At 72.6% G+C, this 23,735-nt stretch carries 19 protein-coding genes; 12 read left to right on the top strand and 7 right to left on the bottom strand.

Going from position 1 to position 23,735, the window contains the following annotated elements; translation table 11 throughout:
* Positions 1-47: 47 nt before the first annotated feature.
* Positions 48-977, bottom strand: a complete 930-nt coding sequence (locus tag ACIBBF_RS08320; protein ID WP_397412380.1) for a DMT family transporter — start codon at positions 975-977, stop codon at positions 48-50.
* Here ACIBBF_RS08320 and ACIBBF_RS08325 point away from each other — a divergent pair.
* Positions 976-2,388 (top strand): PLP-dependent aminotransferase family protein, encoded by a 1,413-nt coding sequence (locus tag ACIBBF_RS08325; protein WP_397412382.1) that lies wholly within the window; start codon positions 976-978, stop codon positions 2,386-2,388. The genes ACIBBF_RS08320 and ACIBBF_RS08325 overlap by 2 nt on opposite strands.
* A gap of 25 nt (positions 2,389-2,413) precedes the next feature.
* Here the strand turns inward: ACIBBF_RS08325 and ACIBBF_RS08330 are convergent, their stop codons facing one another.
* On the bottom strand, positions 2,414-2,743 hold the full coding sequence (locus ACIBBF_RS08330) for a TfoX/Sxy family protein (RefSeq protein ID WP_397412384.1): 330 nt from the start codon (positions 2,741-2,743) through the stop codon (positions 2,414-2,416).
* Between the two features lie 10 nt (positions 2,744-2,753).
* A complete protein-coding gene (locus tag ACIBBF_RS08335; RefSeq protein WP_397412386.1) occupies positions 2,754-3,245 on the bottom strand; it encodes a nitroreductase family deazaflavin-dependent oxidoreductase in 492 nt (163 codons plus the stop codon).
* Between the two features lie 166 nt (positions 3,246-3,411).
* On the opposite strand from ACIBBF_RS08335, the gene ACIBBF_RS08340 reads away from it, so the two are divergent.
* The 8 genes from ACIBBF_RS08340 (at position 3,412) to ACIBBF_RS08375 (ending at position 12,444) form a co-directional block, all read left to right on the top strand.
* Entirely contained in the window at positions 3,412-6,426 is a 3,015-nt protein-coding gene (locus ACIBBF_RS08340) for a glycoside hydrolase family 2 TIM barrel-domain containing protein (protein WP_397412388.1), read from the top strand.
* 111 nt (positions 6,427-6,537) lie between these two features.
* Positions 6,538-7,653, top strand: coding sequence for a mannonate dehydratase (gene uxuA / locus ACIBBF_RS08345; protein WP_397412692.1), 1,116 nt, complete (start codon positions 6,538-6,540; stop codon positions 7,651-7,653).
* An 84-nt stretch (positions 7,654-7,737) separates the two neighbouring features.
* Positions 7,738-8,346, top strand: coding sequence for a DinB family protein (locus ACIBBF_RS08350; RefSeq protein WP_397412390.1), 609 nt, complete (start codon positions 7,738-7,740; stop codon positions 8,344-8,346).
* Positions 8,343-8,939 carry a GNAT family N-acetyltransferase gene (locus ACIBBF_RS08355; protein ID WP_397412392.1) on the top strand — a complete coding sequence of 199 codons (597 nt, stop codon included), beginning with the start codon at positions 8,343-8,345 and terminating at the stop codon, positions 8,937-8,939. The genes ACIBBF_RS08350 and ACIBBF_RS08355 overlap by 4 nt, the downstream gene beginning before the upstream one ends.
* A 112-nt stretch (positions 8,940-9,051) precedes the next feature.
* Positions 9,052-9,468, top strand: a complete 417-nt coding sequence (locus tag ACIBBF_RS08360) for a VOC family protein (RefSeq protein ID WP_397412394.1) — start codon at positions 9,052-9,054, stop codon at positions 9,466-9,468.
* 31 nt (positions 9,469-9,499) lie between these two features.
* Positions 9,500-10,366: an alpha/beta fold hydrolase gene (locus tag ACIBBF_RS08365; RefSeq protein ID WP_397412396.1), complete on the top strand. Its 867-nt coding sequence runs from the start codon at positions 9,500-9,502 to the stop codon at positions 10,364-10,366.
* A 103-nt stretch (positions 10,367-10,469) separates the two neighbouring features.
* Complete coding sequence (locus tag ACIBBF_RS08370; protein WP_397412398.1) at positions 10,470-11,285, top strand: DUF1206 domain-containing protein; 816 nt, start codon at positions 10,470-10,472, stop codon at positions 11,283-11,285.
* A gap of 61 nt (positions 11,286-11,346) precedes the next feature.
* Positions 11,347-12,444, top strand: coding sequence for an RDD family protein (locus tag ACIBBF_RS08375; protein WP_397412400.1), 1,098 nt, complete (start codon positions 11,347-11,349; stop codon positions 12,442-12,444).
* Positions 12,445-12,477: 33 nt separating this feature from the next.
* Here ACIBBF_RS08375 and ACIBBF_RS08380 read toward each other — a convergent pair whose 3' ends face one another.
* Both ACIBBF_RS08380 and ACIBBF_RS08385 read right to left on the bottom strand, forming a co-directional pair.
* A complete protein-coding gene (locus tag ACIBBF_RS08380; RefSeq protein ID WP_397412402.1) occupies positions 12,478-13,644 on the bottom strand; it encodes an AI-2E family transporter in 1,167 nt (388 codons plus the stop codon).
* A 139-nt stretch (positions 13,645-13,783) separates the two neighbouring features.
* Entirely contained in the window at positions 13,784-14,224 is a 441-nt protein-coding gene (locus ACIBBF_RS08385; RefSeq protein ID WP_397412404.1) for an ester cyclase, read from the bottom strand.
* 104 nt (positions 14,225-14,328) lie between these two features.
* On the opposite strand from ACIBBF_RS08385, the gene ACIBBF_RS08390 reads away from it, so the two are divergent.
* Positions 14,329-15,171: a helix-turn-helix transcriptional regulator gene (locus tag ACIBBF_RS08390; RefSeq protein ID WP_397412406.1), complete on the top strand. Its 843-nt coding sequence runs from the start codon at positions 14,329-14,331 to the stop codon at positions 15,169-15,171.
* A gap of 9 nt (positions 15,172-15,180) precedes the next feature.
* On the opposite strand, the gene dnaB is transcribed toward ACIBBF_RS08390, so the two are convergent.
* Positions 15,181-16,545, bottom strand: a complete 1,365-nt coding sequence (dnaB, locus tag ACIBBF_RS08395) for a replicative DNA helicase (protein WP_397412408.1) — start codon at positions 16,543-16,545, stop codon at positions 15,181-15,183.
* A 372-nt stretch (positions 16,546-16,917) separates the two neighbouring features.
* Here dnaB and ACIBBF_RS08400 point away from each other — a divergent pair, with 372 nt between their 5' ends.
* On the top strand, positions 16,918-18,261 hold the full coding sequence (locus ACIBBF_RS08400) for an MATE family efflux transporter (protein WP_397412410.1): 1,344 nt from the start codon (positions 16,918-16,920) through the stop codon (positions 18,259-18,261).
* Between the two features lie 12 nt (positions 18,262-18,273).
* On the opposite strand, the gene ACIBBF_RS08405 is transcribed toward ACIBBF_RS08400, so the two are convergent.
* Positions 18,274-19,137: a winged helix-turn-helix domain-containing protein gene (locus ACIBBF_RS08405; protein ID WP_397412412.1), complete on the bottom strand. Its 864-nt coding sequence runs from the start codon at positions 19,135-19,137 to the stop codon at positions 18,274-18,276.
* A 481-nt stretch (positions 19,138-19,618) separates the two neighbouring features.
* Between ACIBBF_RS08405 and ACIBBF_RS08410 the strand changes: the two genes are divergently transcribed.
* Positions 19,619-23,662 carry a S8 family serine peptidase gene (locus ACIBBF_RS08410; protein WP_397412414.1) on the top strand — a complete coding sequence of 1,348 codons (4,044 nt, stop codon included), beginning with the start codon at positions 19,619-19,621 and terminating at the stop codon, positions 23,660-23,662.
* The last annotated feature ends 73 nt before the right edge of the window (positions 23,663-23,735 follow it).

Raw genomic sequence — 23,735 nt, forward strand, 5'->3', positions numbered from 1 at the left:
GCGGGACGGGACGTGCGCCCCAGTCTGCCCGACGCCGGCGGTGCGCCTCAGCCGGGCTGCCGCAGCCGGGACCGCACGGCGACGCCCGCGCAGACGATGACCGCCGCTCCGCCGAGCACCGTGGGCCAGCCCACCTGCTCGTGCAGCAGCAGCGCCGCCCAGCCGATACCCAGCACGGGCTGGACCAGCTGCACCTGGCTGACCTGCGCCATCGGTCCGATCGCGAGCCCGCGGTACCAGGCCACGAAGCCCAGGAACATGCTCACGGTCCCCAGGTAGCCGAACAGCGCCCAGTCGAGCAGGCTGCCCGACGGCGGCTGCCGCACCACCGAGACCGCTGTGAGCAGCGTCATCGGCACGGCGGCGAGCACGAGCGCCCAGGAGATCGTCTGCCAGGAGCCGAGCTCACGGGAGAGCAGCCCGCCCTCCGCGTAGCCGAACCCGCACGCGAGGACGGCGGCGAGGAGCAGCAGGTCGGACCCGTGCAGCCCGCCGAGCCCGCCACCCTGGACCGAGGCGAAGGTGATCGCCGCGACCGCGCCCAGCGCCGCCATGACCCAGAACGAGGCGCGGGGCCGCTCGTGCCCGCGCAGCACCACCAGCACCGCGGTCACCGCGGGCAGCAGCGCGACCACCACCGCGGCATGGCCGGCCGGTGCCGTGGTGAGCGCGAACGACGTCAGCACCGGGAAGCCGACCACCACCCCGCCCGCGACGACCGCGAGCCGGGCCCACTGCGTGCCACCCGGCCGGCGCTGCCGGGTGATCGCGAGGGCGGCCGAGGCCAGCACCGCCGCGACCACGGCCCGCCCGCAGGACACGAACAGCGGCGACATGGCGCCGCCGCCGACCACCACGCGCGTGAAGGGGAGGGTGAACGAGAACGCCAGGACCCCGAGGAGCCCCCACCAGAGCCCGGCGCCCGGGGTCGATAGCGGCCTGCGCACCGCGAGGGTAGCGCTACTGTTGGCTGTCATGTATGACGATAGCAGCGGTCGCATCGTCGCCGGGCTGCGCGAGTGGATCGCGGACGCCGCACCGGGCGCGCGGCTGCCGTCCAGCCGGGAGCTGGTGACGCGGTACGGCGCGAGCCCGCTCACCGTGCAGAAGGCGCTGCGCACCCTCGTGGCGCAGGGAGTCGTGGAGACCCGGCCCGGCGTCGGGGCGTTCGTGCGAGCCGTGCGGGTGGCCCGCCCCCACGACTTCGGCTGGCAGACGGCGGCGCTCGGGCCCCGGCCGAAGCCCGCCCAGCAGCTCTCCCGCGCACAGCACACCGTGCCGAACGACGTCGTCGCGCTGCACTCCGGCTATCCGGACCGCGAGCTCCTGCCCGAGCGCCTGGTCCGCGCCGCCTTCATCCGGGCGGCGCGCACCGACGCCGCGGTGACCCGGTCGCCCGCGGCGGGCGAGCCGGCGCTCCAGGCCTGGTTCGCGGCCGAGGTGGGTGGTGCCGCACCCGTCGGCGTCGCACCGCCCGCGCCGAGCGACGTCGTCGTCTTTCCCGGTAGCCAGAGCAGCCTGAGCATCACGTTCCGGGCCCTGGTGGGCGAGGGTCGCCCACTGCTGGTGGAGTCGCCCACCTACTGGGGTGCCCTGCTGGCCGCCGAGCAGGTGGGCGTGCAGGTGGTGCCGGTGCCCAGCGGCCCCGGCGGCCCCGACGCGGAGGCACTCGCGCGTGCGTTCGAGCAGACCGGGGCACGGGCCCTGTACGCGCAGCCGCACTTCGCCAACCCGAGCGGGGCGCGCTGGACGGCGGCGCTGTCCGACGAGGTGCTGCGGCTGGCCCGGCAGCACGGCGCGTACGTGATCGAGGACGACTGGGCGCACGACTTCGGCCTGACCGAGGACGTGGTGCCGCTCGCCGCCCGCGACGACGCCGGGCACGTGGTCTATGTGCGCTCGCTGGCCAAGAGCGTGTCGCCGGCGGTGCGGGTGGCCGGGCTCGTCGCGCGCGGGCCCGCGCGCGACCGCATCCTCGCCGGCGCGCAGGCCGAGTCGATGTACGTGAGCGGCATGCTCCAGGCCGTGGCGCTCGACGTCGTGACCCAGCCTGCCTGGCGCACCCACCTGCGTGGTCTGCGTCAGCAGCTCGCGGGGCGCCGTGACCTGCTGCTCGCGGCGCTGCGCGAGCACGTGCCGGAGGCGCAGGTCGAGGCGGTGCCGCAGGGCGGCCTCAATCTGTGGGTACGGCTCCCCGACACGACGGACCTCGCCCGGCTGGTCCGGGACTGCGAGGCGGCGGGCGTGGTGGTCGCGGCGGGTGACGAGTGGTTCCCGGCCGAGCCGACGGGGGCTTTCCTGCGGCTCAACTACTCCGGCCCGAACCCGGGGGCGTTCCCCGAGGGGGCGCGCGTGATCGGGGAGATGCTGGCGCGGCAGCGGGGCTGACCGGCGTCGGGCACTGCCGGTAGCACTACGTGGCCGGCAGCGTCCGGGCCCAGGCCACCCCGCGACCCACCCACGCGGTCACCTCCGGCTCGGAGCCGAGCGCGTCCGCCGGGACGTCCAGCCAGCCCGCCATGGTCCGGGCGCCCATCACGGCGCGGCGGGCGGCCGTGGTGCCGGCCAGCTCCTCGGCGGCGTCCGCGCCCACCCGGACCAGCAGCCCGTCGCCGCGCACCGCCACGGCGAGGGTGCCGTCCACCAGGAACGACAGCCCGCCGAACATGCGCTTCTCGGAGAGCCCGGGCTCACCGGCCAGGGCGTGCCGCACCTCGTCGGCGAGGGTCTGGTCGTAGGCCATACCTCCGAGGTTACGTCCGGGGCAGCCGCTCCAGGCGGAACAGGCGCACCACGCGGCCGGACGTCCGTTCGTACTGCCGGTACCCCGGCCACTGCCGCTCGATCTGCGCCCAGACGGCGTCACGCTCGTCGTCGCTCACGAGCGTGGCCCGGACGGGGATGCGACGGCCGTGCACGCTGATGCTCGCCTCCGGGTGGGCCAGCAGATTGTAGGTCCAGGCGGGGTGCCGATCCTGGGCGAACGCCGAGCCCGCGACGATCGCGCGCCCCGGTCCGTCGGGGGTGTACATGAGGTACGTGTCCCGCTGCCGGCCCGTCCGCGCCCCGGTCGAGTGCAGCACGAGGGAGGGCACGAGCAGCGCGCTCACCTGCAGGCGCCCGCCGGAGCACCAGGCGACCGCCCGTTCGAGGGGCGGCAGCAGCACCGGGCCGACGGCACGGAAGGCCCGTGTGCGCGTCAGCGGCGCGATCAGGGAGCGAACGGTGTCCAGCAGGCCGGCCATCTGCTCATGGTGGGTCCGGACGGCCTCGGTCGCCTGCGGAGCCGGTGTCCCGCGAGCGGGCGACGGCCGGTGATCACGGCCTGCAACGTTGAACACCCGCGGGTGTAGCGTCTCGACCGGCGCTCCCGCTCGTGCGCTTCCCCGACCGACGTCGCCTGGAGGAGTCATGACCATCACCCACGAGACCGTTGCCGTGCCGGACGGCGTGGTCGCGCCGCGGTTCCGCCCGCCGGCCGGAGCGTCGAGCGCCGTGACGGTGTCGCTCGACGGGGAGTGGCGGTTCCGGCTGTTCCCGCACCCCGACACGGGCGTGGACCGTGCGGAGCCGGGGGACGGCTGGGACCGTCTGGCCGTGCCCGGCCACTGGCAGCTCGCGCAGGCCCCGCACGCCTGGCCGTACGGCGTGCCCGAGTACAACAACGTGACCTTCCCGTTCCCGATCGAGCCGCCCCACGTGCCCGACGACAACCCGACCGGCGAGTACCGCACCACGCTGCGGCTCCCGGCGGACTGGCCCGAGGGCGGCCGCACCCTGCTGCGCTTCGAGGGGGTGGACTCGTGGTTCCAGGTGGCGCTCGACGGCGAGCTGCTCGCGACGTCGCACGGCTCCCGGCTGCCCACCGAGGTGGACCTGACCGGCCGGCTGCGGCCCGGCACCGACCACCTGCTCGCGGTACGGGTCACCAAGTGGTCGGCGATGTCGTACGTCGAGGACCAGGACCAGTGGTGGCTCTCGGGCATCTTCCGCAGCGTGTCGCTGGAGCACCGTCCCGACGGCGCGCTCGACGACGTGCGCGTGCAGGCCGCCTACGACCACACGACCGGCACGGGCACGCTGCGCGTGGACGCCTTCACCGTGGACGCCTTCCCCCTGGACGGCCGCACCGCGGGCGACGGCCGGGACGCCGTGGCCGCCCGGGTCGCCGTGCCGGAGCTCGGCGTCGAGGCGGTGTCGGGCGAGGAGGTCCAGGTGGCCGTCGAGCCCTGGAGCGCCGAGCGCCCGCGGCTCTACGACGTCGTGGTCACGACCGAGACCGAGACGGTGACGCTCGCCGTCGGCTTCCGCACCGTCTCGATCGAGGACGGCGTGTTCCTGGTCAACGGCCGGGCGGTCACGCTGCGCGGCGTGAACCGGCACGAGTTCGACCCGCTGCGCGGGCGGTCGGTGAACCCGGAGCGGATGCTCGAGGACGTGCTGCTCATGAAGCGGCACCACATCAACGCCGTCCGCACGAGCCACTACCCGCCGCACCCGCACTTCCTGGACCTGTGCGACCGGTACGGCCTCTACGTCATCGACGAGAACGACCTGGAGACGCACGGCTTCACGGACGACCGGGGCTGGGAGGGCAACCCGGTCGACGACCCGGGCTGGACCGAGGTGCTCGTCGACCGCGTCACCCGGATGGTGCGCCGCGACGGCCACCACGCGAGCATCGTCCTGTGGTCGCTCGGCAACGAGGCGGGCAGCGGCATCAACGTGCCCGCCATGGCCGCCGCCGTGCGCGCGCTCGACCCGAGCCGCCCGATCCACTACGAGGGCGACTGGTCCAGCGAGCACGTGGACGTCTACTCGCGGATGTACGCCGAGACCGAGTACGTGAACCTCGTCGGGCAGGGCATCGAGCCCGAGCTGGAGCGCGCCGACGCCGACGCCCGCCGCCGGGGCATGCCGTTCCTGCAGTGCGAGTACGCGCACGCCATGGGCAACGGCCCGGGCGGCCTGTCCGACTACGACGCGCTGTTCGACCGGTACCCCCGCCTGATGGGCGGGTTCATCTGGGAGTGGATCGACCACGGCCTGACCCGCACGGACGCCGAGGGCAACCTGTTCTCGGCGTACGGCGGCGACTTCGGCGAGCGGTTCCACGACGGCACGTTCATCGCCGACGGCCTGCTCCTGCCCGACCGGACCCCTTCCCCGGGTCTGCTGGAGACGGCGGCGGTGTTCTCGCCGGTCCGGATCGACGCACAGCCGGACGGCTCCCTGCTGGTGCGCAACCGGTACGTGTTCCGGGACACGAGCCACGCGGAGCTGTGCTGGACGCTGCACCGCGGCGACGAGGAGCTGGCCACGGGCACTCTCGACCTGGTGCTGGACGCCGGGGCCGAGGCCGTCGTCCGCCCGCCGGCCGACCTGACCCTGCCGGAGCCCGGCGCCGCGCCGGTCTGGTGGACGCTGCGGGCCGTGCAGGAGAAGGCCGACGCGCTGGAGGAGGCGTGGCTGGAGCCCGGGTTCGTGCTCGGGTCGGGGCAGCTCCTGCTCGTGGAGCCGGCGCCGCTGCCCGCGCCGTCCGGCCGGGTGGCCGTCGAGACCGACGGCGGGTACTCGGCGGGCCCGGCGCGCTTCGACCGCCGCGGCGGCCTGCGGTCGCTCGCGGGCCGCGAGGTGCACGCCTTCCGGGTGGACGCCTGGCGCGCACCCACCGACAACGACCGCCGCGCCGGCATGTGGCGCGGCCTGTCCGACGCCGACGTGTGGCGCAGCGCCGGCCTGCACCTGCTGTCCGAGCGCAAGGCCGGGGTCGTGGTGCGGGAGGACGGCGCGCTGGAGATCGACGCGCGCGTCGCGGGCCCGACGACGCGCGCGGGCTTCGCCACGCGCTCCACGTGGCAGCCGGTCACGGACGCGCCGGACGCCGTCGACCTGCTCCTGGACGTGCGCCCGGAGGGGCGCTGGCCGCAGAGCGTCGCGCGCCTCGGTCTGCTGCTCGCGCTCGACGAGCCCCGGGCCGCCGACGCCGGGGTGCGCTGGACCGGTCTCGGCCCGGACGAGTCGTACGCGGACTCCAGGAAGGCGGCGCTCGGCGGGGCGTGGGAGCACACGGTCGCCGGCTGGCAGACCCGGTACACGCACCCGCAGGAGAACGGCGCACGACGGGGCGTGACCAGCGCCGTCCTGTCCTTCGCGGACGGCTCGGGCCTGCGGGTCGACTCGGGCGGGACGAGCGTCGGGGGTCGTCCGCAGGTCGGCTTCGAGCTGTCCCTGCGCCCGTGGTCCGACGAGGCGCTCGACCGGGCGGCGCACCCGCACGAGCTCGTGCCGGACGGCCGGCTGTGGCTGCACCTCGACGTCGCGCAGCACGGCGTCGGCAGCGCGGCGTGCGGTCCGGGCGTGCTGCCGAACGCTCAGCTCCACGCGGCACCCTTCCGGATGCGCCTGCGCTTCACCGCGCTCTGAGCCGCGCCCGGCCAACCACTCCGTGAGCACGATGCCCGCCCCGCTCGCCGGGGCGGGCATCATGTATACAAGAGCGGCTGGACAACGACGACGAGGAGAACCGCTGTGAAGATGGGCTTCCGCTGGTACGGCGAGGGCAACGACACCGTGACGCTGGATCACGTGCGCCAGATCCCTGGCGTGGAGACCATCGTGTGGAGCCTGCACCACAAGCAGGCCGGCGAGGTGTGGGAGCAGGCCGAGATCGACGCCGAGATCGCCAAGATCCAGGGCCTGTCGGACGCGGCGCGGGCCCAGGGCATCACGAAGACGTTCGATGCCGAGGTGGTCGAGTCGGTCAACGTGCACGAGTCGATCAAGCTCGGCCGCACCGTGCTCGGCCTGAGCCGGGACGAGGCGATCGAGAACTACGTGACCACGATCCGCCGGCTCGGCCGGGCGGGTGTGAAGGTGGTCTGCTACAACTTCATGCCCGTCTTCGACTGGCTGCGCACCGACCTGTGGCACCCGCTGCCCGACGGTTCGACCGCCCTGTACTACGAGAAGGCAGTGGTCGACCAGATGTCGCCCGAGAGCCTGATCGCCGACATGGAGGCCAACACCCACGGCCTCACCCTGCCGGGCTGGGAGCCCGAGCGGCTAGCGAGCTTCCACGAGCTCAACGCCGCCTACGAGGGCGTCACGCACGACGACATGTACGTCAACTACAAGTACTTCCTGGACGCCGTGATCCCCGTGTGCGAGGAGGTCGACGTGAAGCTCGGCGTGCACCCGGACGACCCGCCCTTCGACGTGTTCGGCTGGCCGCGCGTGGTCTCCACCACGGAGGGCATCGCCCGCGTGCTCGACCTGAACCCCAGCCCGTACAACGGCCTGACGCTCTGCCTGGGCAGCTTCTCCGCCAACCCGGAGCACGACGCCGTCGACGCGGTGCGGACGTTCATGGACCGCATCCACTTCAGCCACGTGCGCAACATCAAGCACTTCGACAACGGCGACTTCACCGAGGTGGCGCACCGCGCGTGCGAGGGCAGCGTCGACACCACCGGGATCATGAAGGCGTACGCCGAGGCGGACTACCAGGGGTACATCCGGCCCGACCACGGCCGGCACCTGTGGGACGAGAACACCACCAACAAGCCCCGCCCCGGCTACGGCCTCTACGACCGGGCGCTGGGCATCCAGTACCTGCTCGGCGTGTGGGACGCGTACCGCTACCAGGCGTGACCGGCAGCCCTCGCCCGCTCGCGGCGGGCGAGGGCGGCCGTATTCCCGTGGCGGCCGGTCCTGCCGCGGGGCCACTCTGGTGGCATGGAGCCACAGGAACGGGCCGAGGAGCCCGAGACGACCCGCTGGACCGACGCCACGGTCTTCCCTGACATGTGGACCGACCCCGACGACGACCCGCGCGAGACCGACACCCCGCTCACCGACGAGCGCGGCATGCTGCTCGAATACCTCCGCTACTACCGGCTCACCCTCGAGATGAAGTGCGCAGGGCTCGACGCCGAGCAGCTCGCCCGCCGCTCCGCGCCGCCGTCCACCATGTCCCTGCTCGGGCTGCTGCGGCACCTCACCGACGGCGAACGCCACATCCGGCGTGTCCTGGCCGGCGAGGACGCGCCGGCGATCTACCGGACCGACGAGGACCGCGACGGCGACTGGAACGGCGCCGTGGCCGAGCAGTCTGTGGTCGACGACGCCTGGCGCCGCTGGCGTGCCGAGACGGCGGCCACCGACCGGTACCTCGACGGCGTCACCGACCTCTCGGCGTGGAACGCCGGAGCCTCCGACCTCGGCCCGGAGGGCGCCGACCTCCAGCTCCGGGACGGCATCATGTCGCACGTCGTGGAGTACGCGCGACACTGCGGCCACGCGGACATCCTTCGCGAGCGCGTCGACGGCCGCGTGGGCCAGTGATCACCGTCCGGCCCGCCAACGAGGTGTCCTGGGACGACCTTCAGGTGGTGCTGGGCGACCGCGGGGCCCCGGAATGGTGCCAGTGCCAGTGGTTCAAGGCACCCAGCGCTGAGTTCGACGCCCTGGACGGACCGGAACGCCGGCGGCGGTTCGCGGAGCAGACGGCCTGCGGGCGCCCGGCCGCGTCGTCGACCAGCGGGCTGGTCGCCTACCTGGACGACGAGCCCGCCGGATGGTGCGCGGTCGAGCCGCGCACCGCGTACCCACGGCTGCGTACGTCGCGGCTGGTCTGGGCCGGCCGGGACGAGGACCCGGAGGACCCGTCCGTGTGGTCGGTGACGTGCTTCGTCACGCGGAAGGGCTACCGGCGCCAGGGCATCGGTACCGCGCTCGCCCGCGCCGCCGTCGACCACGCCCGCGGGCACGGCGCGACGGCGGTCGAGGGCTACCCGCTGCTGCCGCGGGCCGACCGGAAACCCGGCAGCGATGAGCTGTTCGTCGGCACGGTAGGCATGTTCGGGTCCGCTGGTTTCGTGGAGGTGAGCCGGCCCACGGACCGCCGGGCGGTGATGCGCGCCGAGACCTGGGGGTGAAGTCCCGGCCGACGGCTCCCGGCCCCTTGCGCCCGAGCCGGGCGGTGCCAACCTGGAAGTGTCCGGCGCGCAGGGGGCCACCTCGCCGGCGGTCACGAAGGAGTGAGACGACATGGTCACCACACGGCGCGGGTTCTCCAGCTTCTCGGCGGACGACCTCGACGCGGCACGCACTTTCTACGCGGACACCCTCGGGCTCCCCGTCACGGTGGTCGGCGACGGCGGCGGCCTCGTGCTGCACCTGCCCCACGACATCCCGGTGTTCGTCTACCCCAAGGAGAACCACCGGCCGGCGACGTTCACGGTCATGCACCTGCTGGTCGACGACGTCGACCCGGTCGTGGACGAGCTCGCCGCCCGCGGCGTGACCTTCGAACGGTACGAGGGGTTCGACCAGGACGAGAAGGGCATCGCCCGCGGCTTCATGGAGGGCGGTGACGGTGCCTGGTTCACCGACCCGGCGGGCAACATCATCGGCCTCGCGGACGGGACCAGCATGGACCGGCTCGTCAGGGGGACGAGCGACTGACCGTCCCCGGCCTCGGCTAGCATCGGGCCCCATGTCTCCGACCTTCGTGCTGGTCCACGGCGCGTTCGCCAACTCGTTCTCGTTCGCGCCCCTCCAGGCGGAGCTCGCGCTGCTCGGCCACCGTTCGGCCGCCGTCGACCTGCCGGGCCACGGGTTCGAGGCGACCTACCCCGCCGCCTACCAGGCCCCGCAGGACGGCGCGGCTCTCGCGACCACGCCCGGCAGCATCAAGGGGGTGACCCTGGCGGACAATGCGGCACGCGTGATCGAGGTGCTCGAACGCGCTCGGCGCAACGGGCCCGTCGTGCTGGTGGGCCACAGCCGGGGCGGGATCACGCTGACCGCCGTCGGCAACGCCCGCCCCGACCTGGTCGACCGGATCGTGTACGTCTCCGCCTGGGCCCCGGTGGACCTGCCCGTGGGCGACTACTACGCCGAACCGGAGATGGCCTCGGTCGACGCCGCGGCGCTCGCGGGCGCGCTGGCCGCAGACCCGGCCGCCGTCGGCCTGCTGCGGTCCAACTTCCGCACGGCCGAACCGGCCGTGCTCGCCGGTCTCAAGGAGGCGTTCCTCGCCGACGGCACCGACGACGAGTTCCGGGTGTTCCTCAACTCCTTCCAGCCGGACGAGAACCTGGACGTGGGCTCGTCGGCGGACCGGGCTCGGGCGGACACCTGGGGCACGATCCCGCGGACCTACGTGCGTCTGAGCGCGGACACGAGCATCCCGCCCGCGATGCAGGACCGGATGATCCGCGAGGGGGACGTGCTCACGCCGGGCAACCCGTACGACGTGCACACCCTGGAGTCGAGCCACCTGATGTGGCTGGTGCGGCCCCGCGCAGCGGCGGAGCTGCTGGCAGGGCTGACGGTCGGCGAGCCGGCCGCAGCGGACTGAGCCGGCGTCCCGCCCTCACCGGCGCGGGCGTCGCGTGCGAATTCAGCCGAAATGCGCGACTGTTGATCGCGTCGCGACCCATGCGGCCCACGGAGGTGTCGACGTGTCCCAGAGTTCCTTCGCCGACGGCGCGGACGCCGTGCGACGGGCCCGGGCGAGCGGTACCGTCCGTGCCCTGGCCCGCGCGGGTTACGTGGCCTCGGGTGTGCTGCACCTGCTGGTCGCGTGGCTCGCCGCGCAGATCGCGCTCGGTCGTCCGGCCGGTGAGGCGGACGAGTCGGGTGCCTTCCGGACGCTCGCCCGGGCGCCCGGCGGCGACGTGCTGCTCTGGGCCGTCGCCGTGGGCTTCGCCGCGCTCGCCCTGTGGCAGCTCGCCACCGCTCTCCTCGGTGCGCCCACCGTGCGGAACCAGGTGGGCGCCCGCACCAAGAGCGTGGCGAAGGCCGTGCTCTACGGCGCGCTGGCGACGAGCGGGGCCCGGATCGCGCAAGGTGCCGGCGGATCCGGCAGCAGCGAGGAGAGCCTGACGGCCCGGGTGCTGGCGGTGCCGGGCGGGGTGCTGCTGGTGGGCGCCGTGGGCCTGGCGATCGTCGGCGTCGGTGCGTACCACGTCGTCAAGGGGGCCCGGAAGACGTTCCTGCGCGACCTCGTCGGGACGGGCGGGAGCGCGGTGGCCCCGGTCGTGGTGCGGCTCGGACAGACGGGGTACGTCGCCAAGGGCATCGCACTCGGCGTGGTCGGCGCCCTGGTGGTGGCCGCCGCCGTCACGACCGACCCGGAGCAGGCCGGTGGCCTGGACGAGGCCCTGCGCACCCTGCGCGACCAGCCGTTCGGCCCGGTGCTGCTGCTGGTGACCGCCGTGGGGATCGCTGCGTACGGCGGGTACTCGTTCGCGCGGGCGCGCCTCGCACGCCTCTAGCGCGGAGGGAGCTCCTCGCCGTGGCCTGGGCCTGGCCCGGTCGATCTGCCAGGATTCGGGCATGAACAGCCCGGACACGTCCCCGAGCCGGACGGGCGGCCACGTAGTGTCCGACGTCGTGCCGGACACCGCTCTCCTGCCGACGGGCGACCCGCGGCCGACCTACGCGGCGTGGTGGCAACGTGTCCTGGCTGCACTGCTCGACGACGCCGTCCTGGCCGGCGTCACGTGGTTGGCGCTCGGCACGGGTGTCGCTCAGCCGACGCTCACGCCGTACCTCGGGCCGGACGGCGACGGCTGGCCGAGCAGCCCGCTGGTCCTGGTTCCCGTGGGTGCCGTCGCGCTCCTCCTGGTGCTGCAGGGCACCACCGGGTGGACGCCGGGCAAGCTCGTCGTCGGTATCCGTGTCGTCGACGAACGGTTGGCCGGCCCGGCCGGCGTGTGGACGACCCTGGCGCGGTGGGCGCTCCACCTGCTCGACGCGCTGCTGCTCATCGGATACCTGCGCCCTCTCTGGCACCGGAAGCGGCAGACGTTCGCCGACGCGATCGTCGGCACCGTGGTGGTACCCGCGCTTCCCGACCTGCCGCACAGGCCCCGGGTCCTCGTGCACGCGGCGGCGCTCGTCGTCGTCGTGCTGGGGCTGGGGTACGGGTGCGTGCCGCTGAGCAGCGCCAGCGTGTCGACCGTCGTGGAGCCCGCCGCGTGCGACGCGGACGGCGCCGGGCCCGCGTTGACGACGGGCGAGATCCGGCTGGGCGGGTCCGTCGCGGTGGACCAGGAGCGCCGGCTGTGGACCGTGCGGGAGCACCGCACGGCCCTCCCTGGTGCGATGCTCACCTGGGTGAGTGCTCCGTCGGCACGCGACGTCAGGTACCGCGTCGAGCTCGACGCCCGCCCCGCCTCGGGCGACGGTCCCCGGGTGTCACGCTCCTGGAACCTCGGCACCGGTGAGAGGGCCGACCTGTCGGAGTCCGGTCAGATCACGCACAGCCGCCGGCTCGCGCCGGACGGCGACCTCCACGAGGCACAGGTCGAGGTCGCCGAGGCCGCTGGTCTGCCCGGCCCCCGCAGCACGGAGCTGTGGATCCGGGTGCGCCTGCTCGCCGACGGCGCGGTGGTGGCGGACTGCGAGCGCCCGGTCGGCTACGCGCACTGAGCTGAGCCCCCCGGCGCGTCGGGGCAGGCGCCGTCAGACCGTCTCGGCCCGCTTCTGCCGGGCGAACTTCGCCGGCAGGTCGGGCCCGTCCCACACCTGGATCGCGCGCCAGAGCGACGCGGCGATCGGCACCGCGAGCACCGCACCGGTGATGCCCGCGAGCACCGTGCCCGCCGTCAGGGCGAACAGGATGACGAGCGGGTGCAGGCGCAGGGTGCGGCCCATGACGATCGGCTGGAGGAAGTCGCCCTCGAGCTGGTTCACGGCGACGACGATCGCGACCACGATCAGCGCCTCGATCGGCCCGACCGCCACCAGCGTGACCAGGGCCGCGAGGATGCCGGCCACGGTGGCGCCGACCAGCGGGATGAAGGCGAGCAGGAAGACCAGCACGGACAGCGGGATGACGAGCGGCACGCCCACGATCGCCAGGCCGATCCCGATGCCGACCGCGTCGACCAGCGCCACGATCGCCGTCCCGCGCACGTAACCGCCCAGGGTGCTGACGGTGGCCGCCCCGACACGCTGTCCGCGCTCGTACCGGTGGCCCTCGAACGGCCGCAGCAGGAACTCCCACATCGCCGGGCCGTCCTTCAGGAAGAAGAACAGGACGACGATCATGATGAAGAACCCCGCGACGAAGTCGGCGGTCTGGGAGACGCCCGCGATGGCGCCGGAACCCACGGCGTCGGACTGCAGGAAGCTCACGGCGGTCTCGCGCAGCGACGCGATCTGCTCGTCGCCGATGTCGAAGGGCAGGTCCTGGACGTAGGTCTGCAGCGAGTCGAAGCCGTCGAGAGCCTGCGTCTGCAGCTCGTCCCACTGGTCGACGACGGCGCGCACCACGAGCCAGACGATCGCCGACAGCAGTGCGACCAGCGCCAGGAGCGAGACCCACGTCGCGAGCAGCGACGGCCAGCCGTGCCGGCGGAGGAACGAGACCAGCGGGAAGATCGCGGCCGCCAGCACCAGCGCGATGAGCACGGGGATCACCACGAGGGTCAGCCGGGTGCCGACGAACACGACCACGGCGACGACCGCGAGGACGGCGAGGATCTGCAGCGACCGTGTGCCGACCCGGCCGAAGCCGTCCGACCACAACCGGGACGACCTGCTCTCGGCGGGCACGACAGGTCCCGTCGTCGGTGCGTTCTCGGCGCTCGGTCGGGGGCCGCGCGTGCCTCGGCGGAAGAGACCCATCGTTCGTCCTCCTCGTGCAGGTCCAGCGGGTGCCTGACGTGCCGACGTTAGTGTGCCGCGGCCTCGGTCGCGCGGCGGCGGGGCCGGCCCGGGCCTGTGCCCGGACCGGCCCCGCAGTGTCACGCCGGCGGTCCCCCGGTCATCCCTGGGCGGTGAGCTGGGCCTGCAGTGCGACCCCGTCCATCAGGTACCACATGTGCTTGAAGCGGCCGTCGACGACCTCGTAGAACGCGGTCTCGGCGAAGGTGACGGTCGCTCCGGTGGGCGCGAGGCCGTTCCACTCGGCGACCGGTGTGCCGGTGTCGACGAGCCGGGCCGCCACGTGGGTGCCGTCGACCAGCAGCTCCTGGACCTCCCAGGAGAGGTCCGGGACGGCGTCCGTGTGCCGGCGGAACTCCGCCACCATGTCGTCCCGGGAGACCGGGGTGCCGTTCATGATGACCTCGTCGTGCGCGAACTCGGCCATGCGGTCGAAGTCGCGGTTGTTCGCCAGCTCGATGTACCGGCGGTAGAAGTCGCGCAGCTCGTCGGGGGTCATCCCTGCGGTCTGCGGAGCCGTTCCTGTCGTGTCAGTGCTCATGCCGACGAGTCTTGTTGCGTGCCCGCCGCGGCAAAAGGGACCGCACGAGGGGCGCACTGACAGGGCTACCCTGCGCGGCACCGCCGCGTGGTACGACTGGTGCTGTGGTCGTGAACTCCCGGGAGCTTGCCGGCAGCCTGCGTGTGTGGCGCGACAGGGTGTCGCCGGCCGAGGCGGGTCTGACCGCGGGGCCGCGCCGCCGCGTACCGGGCCTGCGCCGTCAGGAGGTCGCGGAGCTCGCAGGTCTCTCGGTCGAGTACCTGGCACGCCTGGAGCAGGGGCGCGCCGGGCAGCCGTCGGGCTCGGTGCTGATGTCGCTGGCCCGTGTGCTCCGGCTGTCCGACCAGGAGCGCGCGCACCTGTTCCGGCTGGCGGACCAGGCCGAACCGCTGCCGGGGCAGATCAAGCGGCACATCACGCCGAGCGTGCAGCGCATCCTGGACCGGCTGACCGACACGCCCGTCACCGTGGTCGACGCGTCGTGGCAGTGCGTGGTCTCGAACGCCATGGGCTACGCCCTGACCGGTGACACGACGATGCTGCCGCTGCGGGAGCAGAACCTCGCGTGGACGACGTTCATGAACACGCCCACCCGGTACGTGCGGACCGACGAGGAGGAACGGCTCCTGCGGCTGGAGGTCGTCGCCGACCTGCGTGAGGCGTGGGTGCGCTACCCGCAGGACACCCTGCTGCGCGGCCTCATCGCGGAGCTGCAGGAGGTGAGCCCCGACTTCGCGCAGCTGTGGGAGCAGCGGGTGCCGCCGCAGCCGGCGCCGGTCAGCCGGACCTTTCTGCACCCCGACATCGGGCCGATCACCCTGGAGTGCGACATCCTCACCGTCCGCGACAGCGACCTGCGCCTGCTCGTCTACACGGCCGCGCCCGGCAGCGAGGCCGCCGGACAGGTCGAGCTCCTGGCGGCGATCGGTCTCCAGCAGTTCAGCTGACGCCGCGGGTCACACCTGCATGTCGACGAACCGCTGGTAGTGGCCCTGGAACGCCACGGTGATCACGTCGGTGGGGCCGTTACGGTGCTTGGCCACGATCAGGTCGGCCTCGCCGGCGCGCGGCGACTCCTTCTCGTAGGCGTCCTCGCGGTGCAGCAGGATCACGACGTCGGCGTCCTGCTCGATGGAGCCGGACTCACGGAGGTCGGACATCTGCGGCTTCTTGTCGCTGCGCTGCTCGGCGCCACGGTTCAGCTGGGAGATGGCGATCACGGGCACCTCGAGCTCCTTCGCGAGCAGCTTGAGCGACCGCGAGAACTCGGAGACCTCCTGCTGGCGGGACTCGACGCGCTTGCCGGACGACATGAGCTGGAGGTAGTCGATGACCACCAGCTTGAGGTCGTGCTTCTGCTTGAGCCGCCGGCACTTGGCTCGGATCTCCATCAGCGACATGTTCGGCGAGTCGTCGATGAACAGCGGGGCGTCGGAGACCTTGCCCATGGTGGCGGCGAGCTTCTGCCAGTCGCCGTCGTCCATGTTGCCGCTGCGCATCTTGGTGAGCGGCACGCGGGCCTCGGCCGCGAGCATACGCATGACGATCTCGTTGCGGCTCATCTCCAGGGAGAAGATGACCGAGGCCATGTTCTGGTGGATCGCCGCGTGCGAGGCGACGTTGATCCCCAGCACCGACTTGCCCACGGCAGGCCGGGCCGCCACCACGATCATCTGGCCCGAGTGCAGGCCGTTCGTCAGCCGGTCGAAGTCGGAGTACCCGGTGGGCACGCCGGTCAGGCCCTCGCCGCGGCCCTGTGCCGCGTCGATCTCGTCGAACGTGGGGCCGATGATGTCCGCGAGCGGCAGGTAGTCCTCCGCCGCGCGGCGCTCGGTCACGGCGTAGACCTCGGCCTGGGCGTTGTTCACGACGTCGTCCACGTCGCCGCCGTCGGTGGCGTAGCCCATCTGCACGATGCGGGTGCCGGCCTCGACGAGGCGCCGCATGATCGCGCGCTCCCGCACGATCTTGGCGTAGTACCCGGCGTTGGCCGCCGTCGGCACACCCGCCATGAGGTCGTGGATGTACGGGGCGCCGCCGACCCGGCCGAGCTCGCCGCGGCGCTGGAGCTCCGCCACCACGGTGATGGCGTCCGCCGGCTCGCCGCGGCCGTAGAGGTCGATGATCGCGTCGTAGACGGCCTCGTGGGCCGGGCGGTAGAAGTCGTTGCCGCGGATCTGCTCGATCACGTCGGCGATCGCGTCCTTGGACAGCAGCATGCCGCCCAGCACGCTCATCTCGGCGGCGACGTCCTGCGGCGGTGTGCGGTCGAAGCCGGGGCCGCCCCCGGAATAGCTCGACTCGAGCTCTTCGATCGACATCCGGCCCTCCAGCTTTCGTCAGTTCATGACACCGTCGCGCACGCCGCGCGTACGCACCGCCGTCCTACACCCGTTCTACCCTCGACCACTGACACCCTGCGGGACGTCGGCTCCGACACGCCCTCGTGCCGCACGCCACAGCCCCGCCGGGCACCCGGCCGGTCGGCAGGCTCCGCTGACGCTAGGCCCCTGCGCTACCGAGCGCAACGAGACCTGTGGACGGGCCTGTGTACAGCCATGTGGAAAGGTGGCCCAGGGCTGTGCACAGCGGGTGGACAACCCTGTCCCCAGATGTGGATAACCCCTGTGTAAAACATCGACATGCCTCTTGACCTGCATCGACGCTAATCCCAGCCTGTGGAGGAAAGAAAGTTGGGCGAGCCTCGCCACACCCCGGTCCAGCGCCGGTCCATCGACCGGGAGATCCTCGCGCTGGCGGTCCCGGCGCTTGGTGCGCTCGTCGCCGAACCCGTCTTCGTGCTCGTCGACAGCGCCGTGGTGGGCCACCTCGGCACCGCCGAGCTCGCCGGCCTCTCGCTGGCGAGCAACGTGCTGCTCACGCTCGTCGGGCTCTGCATCTTCCTCGCCTACACGACGACGGCATCCGTGGCCCGGCTGACCGGCGCCGGCAAGGAACGCGCGGCGCTGCAGTCAGGGATCGACGGGATGTGGCTCGCGCTCGGCATCGGGGTCGTCCTGGTCGTCGCCCTCCTGCTCGCCGCCCCGCTGACCGTGACCGCCCTGGGGGCGCAGGGCGAGGTCGCGCGGCAGGCCGTGACGTACCTGCGGTGGTCGGCGCCGGGCCTCGCCGGGATGCTCGTGGTGCAGGCCGCGACGGGTGTGCTGCGCGGCCTGCGCGACACCCGCACGCCCCTGGTCGTCGCGGCAGCGGGCGCGCTGCTCAACACGGTGCTCAACATCGCGCTCGTGTACGGCGCGGGTCTGGGGATCGCGGGCTCGGGTCTGGGGACGGCCGTCACGCAGCTCCTGATGGCCGTCGTGCTCGGGGCGATCGTCGTGCGCGGTGCCCGGGCCCGCGGCGCGAGCCTGCGCCCGCACCGGGCGGGCATCCTGTCGGGAGCGCGGGCCGGCCTCCCGCTGGTGATCCGGACCCTGAGCCTGCGCGCCGCGATCCTCGTCACCGTGGTCGTGGCCACCGACCTGGGCGCGGTCGCGCTCGCGGGACACCAGGTCGTCAGCTCGCTGTGGGGTCTCGCGGCGTTCGCGCTCGACGCCCTGGCCATCGCGGCGCAGGCGCTGGTGGGTCACGGGCTCGGCGCGGGCGACGTCGGGCACGTGCGCTCGGTGCTGGGCCGCTGCCTGCGGTGGGGCGTCGGGGCGGGCGCGGCGATCGGCGTGGTGCTCGCGGCCGCCGGGTGGTGGATCGCGCCGCTGTTCTCGCCCGACCCGCAGGTGCGCGTGGCCATCGCGCTCGGCATCGCCGTGTGCGGCGTGCTGATGCCGATGGCCGGCTGGGTCTTCGTGCTCGACGGAGTGCTCATCGGGGCCGGCGACGGGCGCTACCTCGCCTGGGCCGGCATGGCCACGCTGGTGGTGTACCTTCCGTTCGCGGCGGCCGTGTCCGCCTGGGCGCCCGACGGCGCGCACGGTCTGGCCTGGCTCTGGCTCGCGTTCGCGGGCGTGTTCATGGCGGCCCGCGCCGTCACGACGGGCTGGCGGGCCCGGGGCGACCACTGGCTGGTGACCGGCGCCTGACGCCGGTCGGCGTCACCCCTGCACCGTCAGCCGGTAGCCGACGCCGCGTACCGACGCGACCTCCACGTCCCGGACCGGCGCTAGCCGCTTGCGCAGGCGCTTCACCGCGGAGGTCACGGGGTCGGAGTCGCCGAGGTAGGGCAGCTGCCAGACCTGCGCCGTGAGCTCGGCGAACGACCACACGCGCCCGGCCTCCAGCGCGAGCGTCGCGAGCAGGTCGAACTCCCGCGCGGACAGGTACACGCGCCGGCCGCGTGCCGTGACCTCGCGGCCCGCGAGGTCCACGAGCAGCGGTCCGGCGACCAGCGGTTCCGGGGTGGGCGGGGCGACCATGGGGATCGCACCCGTGACGACGGGCACGGCGCCGCTCGTCGGGACGACGCCGGAAGACGCCGCAGGGCGGCCGGCCCGGCGACCGCCCGCCGCCCACCGGGTCGCGGGGGCGACCTGCGCCAGGACGCCGGTCGTCGGCCGGAAGCGTCGGCCAGGGGTGGTGGCCGCGGCGTCGGGTGCCGTCGAGAGTGCGACCGGTACCAGGTCCAGCGGCGGGCGGGACGGGAGGCCCTCGTTCCCGGGCTCGCCGGGACGGTCGGGCATGTGACGGCCGTAGCCGGGCTCGTCCGGCGGGCCGGGGTTGGTGAACCGGCCCGGCGTCTCGCCGCGCCCGCGCCCGGCCGTTCCTGGCAGCGGGCCCGGGTGCTGGGCCGGGGCGGGGTTCGGGTTCGCGAGGACGGCGCGGGCGCCCTCGGCGTCGGGGGTGGCGAGCACCGTGGCGCGACCGCGCAGGAGGTGCGCTATCTCGATGATCTGGTCGGACGGGAGGCCTACGCACACGACGAGGCCGGAGGCGGAACCTGGTGCGGGGTCGAGCGTCACGTGCGTCACCCTCCATGGGTCGGCCGTTCGAGTGCCTACCGGGTTAAACCTGGACAGCGGCGACAGTTTGCTCCCGGGGCGTACCGGTTGGGTCAATTTTTCGTTACCTGCCCGTTGCGTGCATGAAATGACACATTCCCGCCGAGTTGACGCTTTTATGCCAGGCAAGGACCCCATAGGGTGAATTTCAGGAGGGTTGGGGTGAAATGTAATCGAACCCATTGACACGGGCAAGGTCCGACCTCCGGCCGTGTTTTGACCGAGAAATGACCGAGTCCTGACCGTGAACCGACCTTGTTCCGCCGACCCGCGCACCCGACGGTTGGAGGCGGTCCACAGCAAGTGGATCGCCGTCGCGCGCTCCCGTGCCATCGCTACGGGGACGCCCGAGCATGGAGGCCCCATGTACCGTCGCAGGAAAATTGCAGGGAGGGCGACGACTGCCGTCACAACGGCACTCGCGCTCCTGGCAACCTCAGCGGTGACCGTTGCGCCAGCAGCGTTCGCAGGAACATCCCCGACAACAGCGCTCCCTTCCACCACGACGAAGAGCGTCGCGTCCGACCCCGACGACAAGTTCACGAGCTTCGCCCGGGAGATGCTGACCGAGCGCAAGACCGCGGACTTCTGGGTCGTGCTCGCGGAGGAGGCCGACCTGACGGCCGCCAAGAAGATCGCCGACTGGGACGAGCGCGGCCAGTACGTCTACGACACGCTCACCACCACGGCCAAGACCTCGCAGGCCAGCCTGGTCAAGGAGCTCAAGGCCGCCGACGTCGACTACGAGAGCTACTGGATCAGCAACCGCATCCTCGTCGAGGACGGCACGCTGGAGCTGGCCAACGAGCTCGCGGCGAGCACCAAGGTCGAGGCGATCCGCGAGACCGTGAAGCTCGACCTGGTCGACCCGGTCAAGCGCACCCCGGTCGGCGACAAGGCGCCGCAGGCCGTCGAGTGGGGCCTGGACTTCATCAACGCCCCCGAGGCGTGGGAGCAGGGCTACACGGGTCAGGGCATCGTCGTGTCGAACATCGACACCGGCGTGCAGTACGACCACCCGGCGCTCGCCCAGCAGTACCGCGGCCTGCAGTCCGACGGCTCGGTCGTGCACGACTACAACTGGCAGGACACCAGCGGCTCGGCACCCGCGCCGTTCGACAACAACGGCCACGGCACGCACACCATGGGCACCATGGTGGGCGACGACGGCGCCGGCAACCAGATCGGTGTCGCCCCCGACGCCGAGTGGATCGCCACGAACGGCTGTGACAGCTGCTCGGACTCCGCGCTGCTCGAGTCCGGCCAGTGGATCGTCGCCCCGACGAAGGTCGACGGCAGCGACCCCGACCCGTCGAAGCGTCCGAACATCGTCAACAACTCGTGGGGCTACACCGCCGCGGGCTTCATCGACGACTGGTACACCGAGACCACGGCTGCCTGGGCCGCCGCCGGCGTGTTCGGCGCCTGGGCCTCCGGCAACGCCGGCTCTGGCTGCCAGACGACCTCGTCGCCGGGTGCCAACACCAGCTCGTACTCGGTGGGCGCCTTCGACTCGTCGGGCAACATCGCATCCTTCTCGTCGCGTGGTGCCGGCGAAGACGGTCTGATCAAGCCCAACATCGCCGCTCCCGGCGTGAACGTCCGCTCGTCGGTCCCCGGCGACGGCTACGCCGCCTTCAACGGCACGTCCATGGCCACCCCGCACCTCGCGGGCGCCGTCGCCGTGCTGTGGAGCGCCGCTCCCGCGCTCGTCGGTGACATCGAGGGCACGCAGGCGCTGCTCAACGAGGCCGCCGTCGACACCGACGACACCACCTGCGGTGGTACCGCCGAGAACAACAACGTGTGGGGCGAGGGCAAGCTCGACCTCGCCGCGCTCATCGACGCCGCGCCGATCGGCGCTACCGGCTACGTCACGGGCACCGTGACCGACGCTGCCGGCGACCCGATCGCCTCGGCCGACGTCACCATCGACGGCGAGCGGGACCGCACCGTCTCCACGGACGCCGACGGCACCTTCTCCGCCCGCGTCGCCACCGGCGACTACACGGTGTCGGCGTCGGCCTTCGGTTACCTCCCTTCGGCACCGACCTCTGCGGTCGTCACCGAGGACGGGACCACGGACGTGTCCATCGCGCTCGAGGCCGCTCCGTCGCACGCCGTGACGGGCACCGTCACCTACGCCGGGTCGGGCGACCCGGTCGTGGGCGTCCCGGTCAGCCTCGGCAGCCACTTCGAGGACGTCGCCACCGGCGCGGACGGCACCTTCGCGTTCGCCGACGTGCCCGAGGGCACCTACACCCTGAGCGTCGAGACGGGCGGTTGTGCCGCTCCGTACGAGGGTGACGTCGTGGTCGACGGTGCGGAGGACGTCCCGGTCGAGATCACCGCGGTGACCGACGACTTCGGCTACTCCTGCTCCACCTCCACGGGTGACTACCTGCAGGGCGACACCGAGTCCTCGCTCACGGGCGACGACGTCCAGACGTCGCTCGACCTGCCCTTCACCTTCCCGTACTACGGCGAAGGCTACGACTCCGCGTTCGTCACGTCGAACGGCCACCTGAACTTCCTGGCGGCCAGCACGTCGTACGCGAACGGGGCCATCCCGAACAGCGCGGTGCCGAACGCGGCACTGTTCCCCTTCTGGGACGACCTGGTCCTCGACGGTGAGTCGGGCCTGTACACGGGTGAGACGACGGTCGACGGCGAGGACGCGTTCGTCGTCGAGTGGCGCAACGTCCGCAAGTACAGCCCGGCCACGGACCGGCTGAGCTTCTCGGTCACGCTCGTCGCCGACGGCACCGTGCTCTTCGGGTACGGCGACGTCACCGACACCAGCTCGGCCAAGGGCGACTCGGCCTCGGTCGGCATCGAGAACGCGACCGGCACCGTCGGCCTGCAGTACTCGAACGGCACGCCGTCGATCTCGTCCGGTCTCTCGATCACCTACACGGCCCCCGTGCTCTCCTTCCTGGAGGGGACGATCACCGACCAGAACACCGGTGACCCCGTCAAGGGCGCCACGGTCACGGCCACGTCCGACGCGGCGACCCGCACCGCGACCACCGGGGAGGACGGCACCTACTCGGTCATCGCCCTCCCGGGCGACTACACCGTCGACGTCACGGCGCCGGACTACGAGTCCGCGTCGGGCACGCTGAGCCTCGCACCCGAGGCCACCGGCACGTTCGACGCGTCGCTCGCGGCCGGTCTGGTCACCGTCAGCACCGAGTCCCTCGCCGCCACGATTCCGATGGGTAGCACCACGACCAAGCGGTTCACCGTGAAGAACGAGGGTTCGGCCCCGGCCGACGTCGAGCTCGCCGGCTCCGGTGGCGGCTTCGACATCCTGGGCACGGACGGCCTCGCGGCCATCCAGCACCCGCAGGGCGAGGTCACCACGGTCAAGTCCACCAAGCCGTCGGTCAAGCTCGGTGGATCCGGCATCGGCGGGTCCAGGACGCAGCTCCAGGCCGCCGGCAAGGGCACCGCGAGCGAGGGCGTCACGCCCGAGTCCATCCCGGTCGCGCCGAACGCCACGACGATCACCCACTCGGCGTCGCAGGAGATCGTGGCCGTCAACTCCGCCTCGTGCGGTGGCCTGGCGGGCACCACGGAGAACCGCTTCCTGCGGACCTTCACGCTGAGCGACTTCGGCATCGAGGACGACTTCGAGGTCTCGGAGGTGTCCTTCGGTATCGAGGAGGCCACCGCCCAGACCCTGACCGTCAACCTCTACACGCTGGACGGCGCGTTCACCTACGCCAACCTGACCGAGATCGGGACGGCGGACCTGACCATCCCCGCGTCGACCTTGACGATGGTCTCGGTGCCCGTGACGGGCGAGGTGCCCGCGGGCGCCACGCTCGTGGTCGAGGTCGTCTCGCCCAACCAGCAGTCGAACGGCGGCGTGTTCTACATCGGGTCGAACGGTGCGGGCCAGTCCGCGCCGTCGTACCTGGCCGCCACGGACTGCGGGATCTCGGAGCCAGCGACCACCGACTCCATCGGCTGGCCCGACATGCACATCGTCATGAACGTCTCCGGTGACACCGCCGGCGGCGACCTGACCTGGCTCACGGTGGACCCCTCGGAGTTCACGCTGCAGCCGGGTCAGAGCAAGACGATCACGGCGTCGCTGAGCGGCGTCGTGGCGCAGCCGGGCACCTTCACAGGCTCGCTCCTGGCCAAGGCGGAGACGCCGTACGAGACGCCGTCGATCGACCTCTCGCTGACGGTCAACCCGCCCAAGAGCTGGGGCAAGCTCTCGGGCACCGTGGGTGGCTTCACGCCGGACGGCGCCGTGCCGCTCGACGACTCCGTGGTCCAGATCAACGGGAAGCTCTCGTCGGTCACCCTGGTCACCGGGGCCGACGGGGTCTACGAGTACTGGTTCGACAAGTCGGAGCGCACGGCACAGATCATCGCCACGGCCAGCGGGTACGTCCCGCAGGTCGGCTCCGCGAAGGTGACGGCGGGCACCAACGTCGTGACCGACTTCGAGCTGGACCCGATCAAGTAGCGGGTCCCGCCTGACAGGTCAGGCCCCCAGGTCACTGCGGTGACCTGGGGGCCTGGCACGTCAGGCAGAGGTG

It is taken from the genome of Promicromonospora sp. NPDC050880 (assembly GCF_044456525.1).
In the GTDB taxonomy this organism is placed as follows: domain Bacteria; phylum Actinomycetota; class Actinomycetes; order Actinomycetales; family Cellulomonadaceae; genus Promicromonospora.

Coding starts and splice junctions, on each gene's coding strand:
- ACIBBF_RS08325 (WP_397412382.1), top strand. CDS start 976: ATGTATGACGATAGCAGCGGTCGCATCGTCGCCGGGCTGCGCGAGTGG.
- ACIBBF_RS08320 (WP_397412380.1), bottom strand. CDS start 977: ATGACAGCCAACAGTAGCGCTACCCTCGCGGTGCGCAGGCCGCTATCG.
- ACIBBF_RS08330 (WP_397412384.1), bottom strand. CDS start 2,743: ATGGCCTACGACCAGACCCTCGCCGACGAGGTGCGGCACGCCCTGGCC.
- ACIBBF_RS08335 (WP_397412386.1), bottom strand. CDS start 3,245: ATGGCCGGCCTGCTGGACACCGTTCGCTCCCTGATCGCGCCGCTGACG.
- ACIBBF_RS08340 (WP_397412388.1), top strand. CDS start 3,412: ATGACCATCACCCACGAGACCGTTGCCGTGCCGGACGGCGTGGTCGCG.
- uxuA (WP_397412692.1), top strand. CDS start 6,538: ATGGGCTTCCGCTGGTACGGCGAGGGCAACGACACCGTGACGCTGGAT.
- ACIBBF_RS08350 (WP_397412390.1), top strand. CDS start 7,738: ATGGAGCCACAGGAACGGGCCGAGGAGCCCGAGACGACCCGCTGGACC.
- ACIBBF_RS08360 (WP_397412394.1), top strand. CDS start 9,052: ATGGTCACCACACGGCGCGGGTTCTCCAGCTTCTCGGCGGACGACCTC.
- ACIBBF_RS08365 (WP_397412396.1), top strand. CDS start 9,500: ATGTCTCCGACCTTCGTGCTGGTCCACGGCGCGTTCGCCAACTCGTTC.
- ACIBBF_RS08375 (WP_397412400.1), top strand. CDS start 11,347: ATGAACAGCCCGGACACGTCCCCGAGCCGGACGGGCGGCCACGTAGTG.
- ACIBBF_RS08380 (WP_397412402.1), bottom strand. CDS start 13,644: ATGGGTCTCTTCCGCCGAGGCACGCGCGGCCCCCGACCGAGCGCCGAG.
- ACIBBF_RS08385 (WP_397412404.1), bottom strand. CDS start 14,224: ATGAGCACTGACACGACAGGAACGGCTCCGCAGACCGCAGGGATGACC.
- dnaB (WP_397412408.1), bottom strand. CDS start 16,545: ATGTCGATCGAAGAGCTCGAGTCGAGCTATTCCGGGGGCGGCCCCGGC.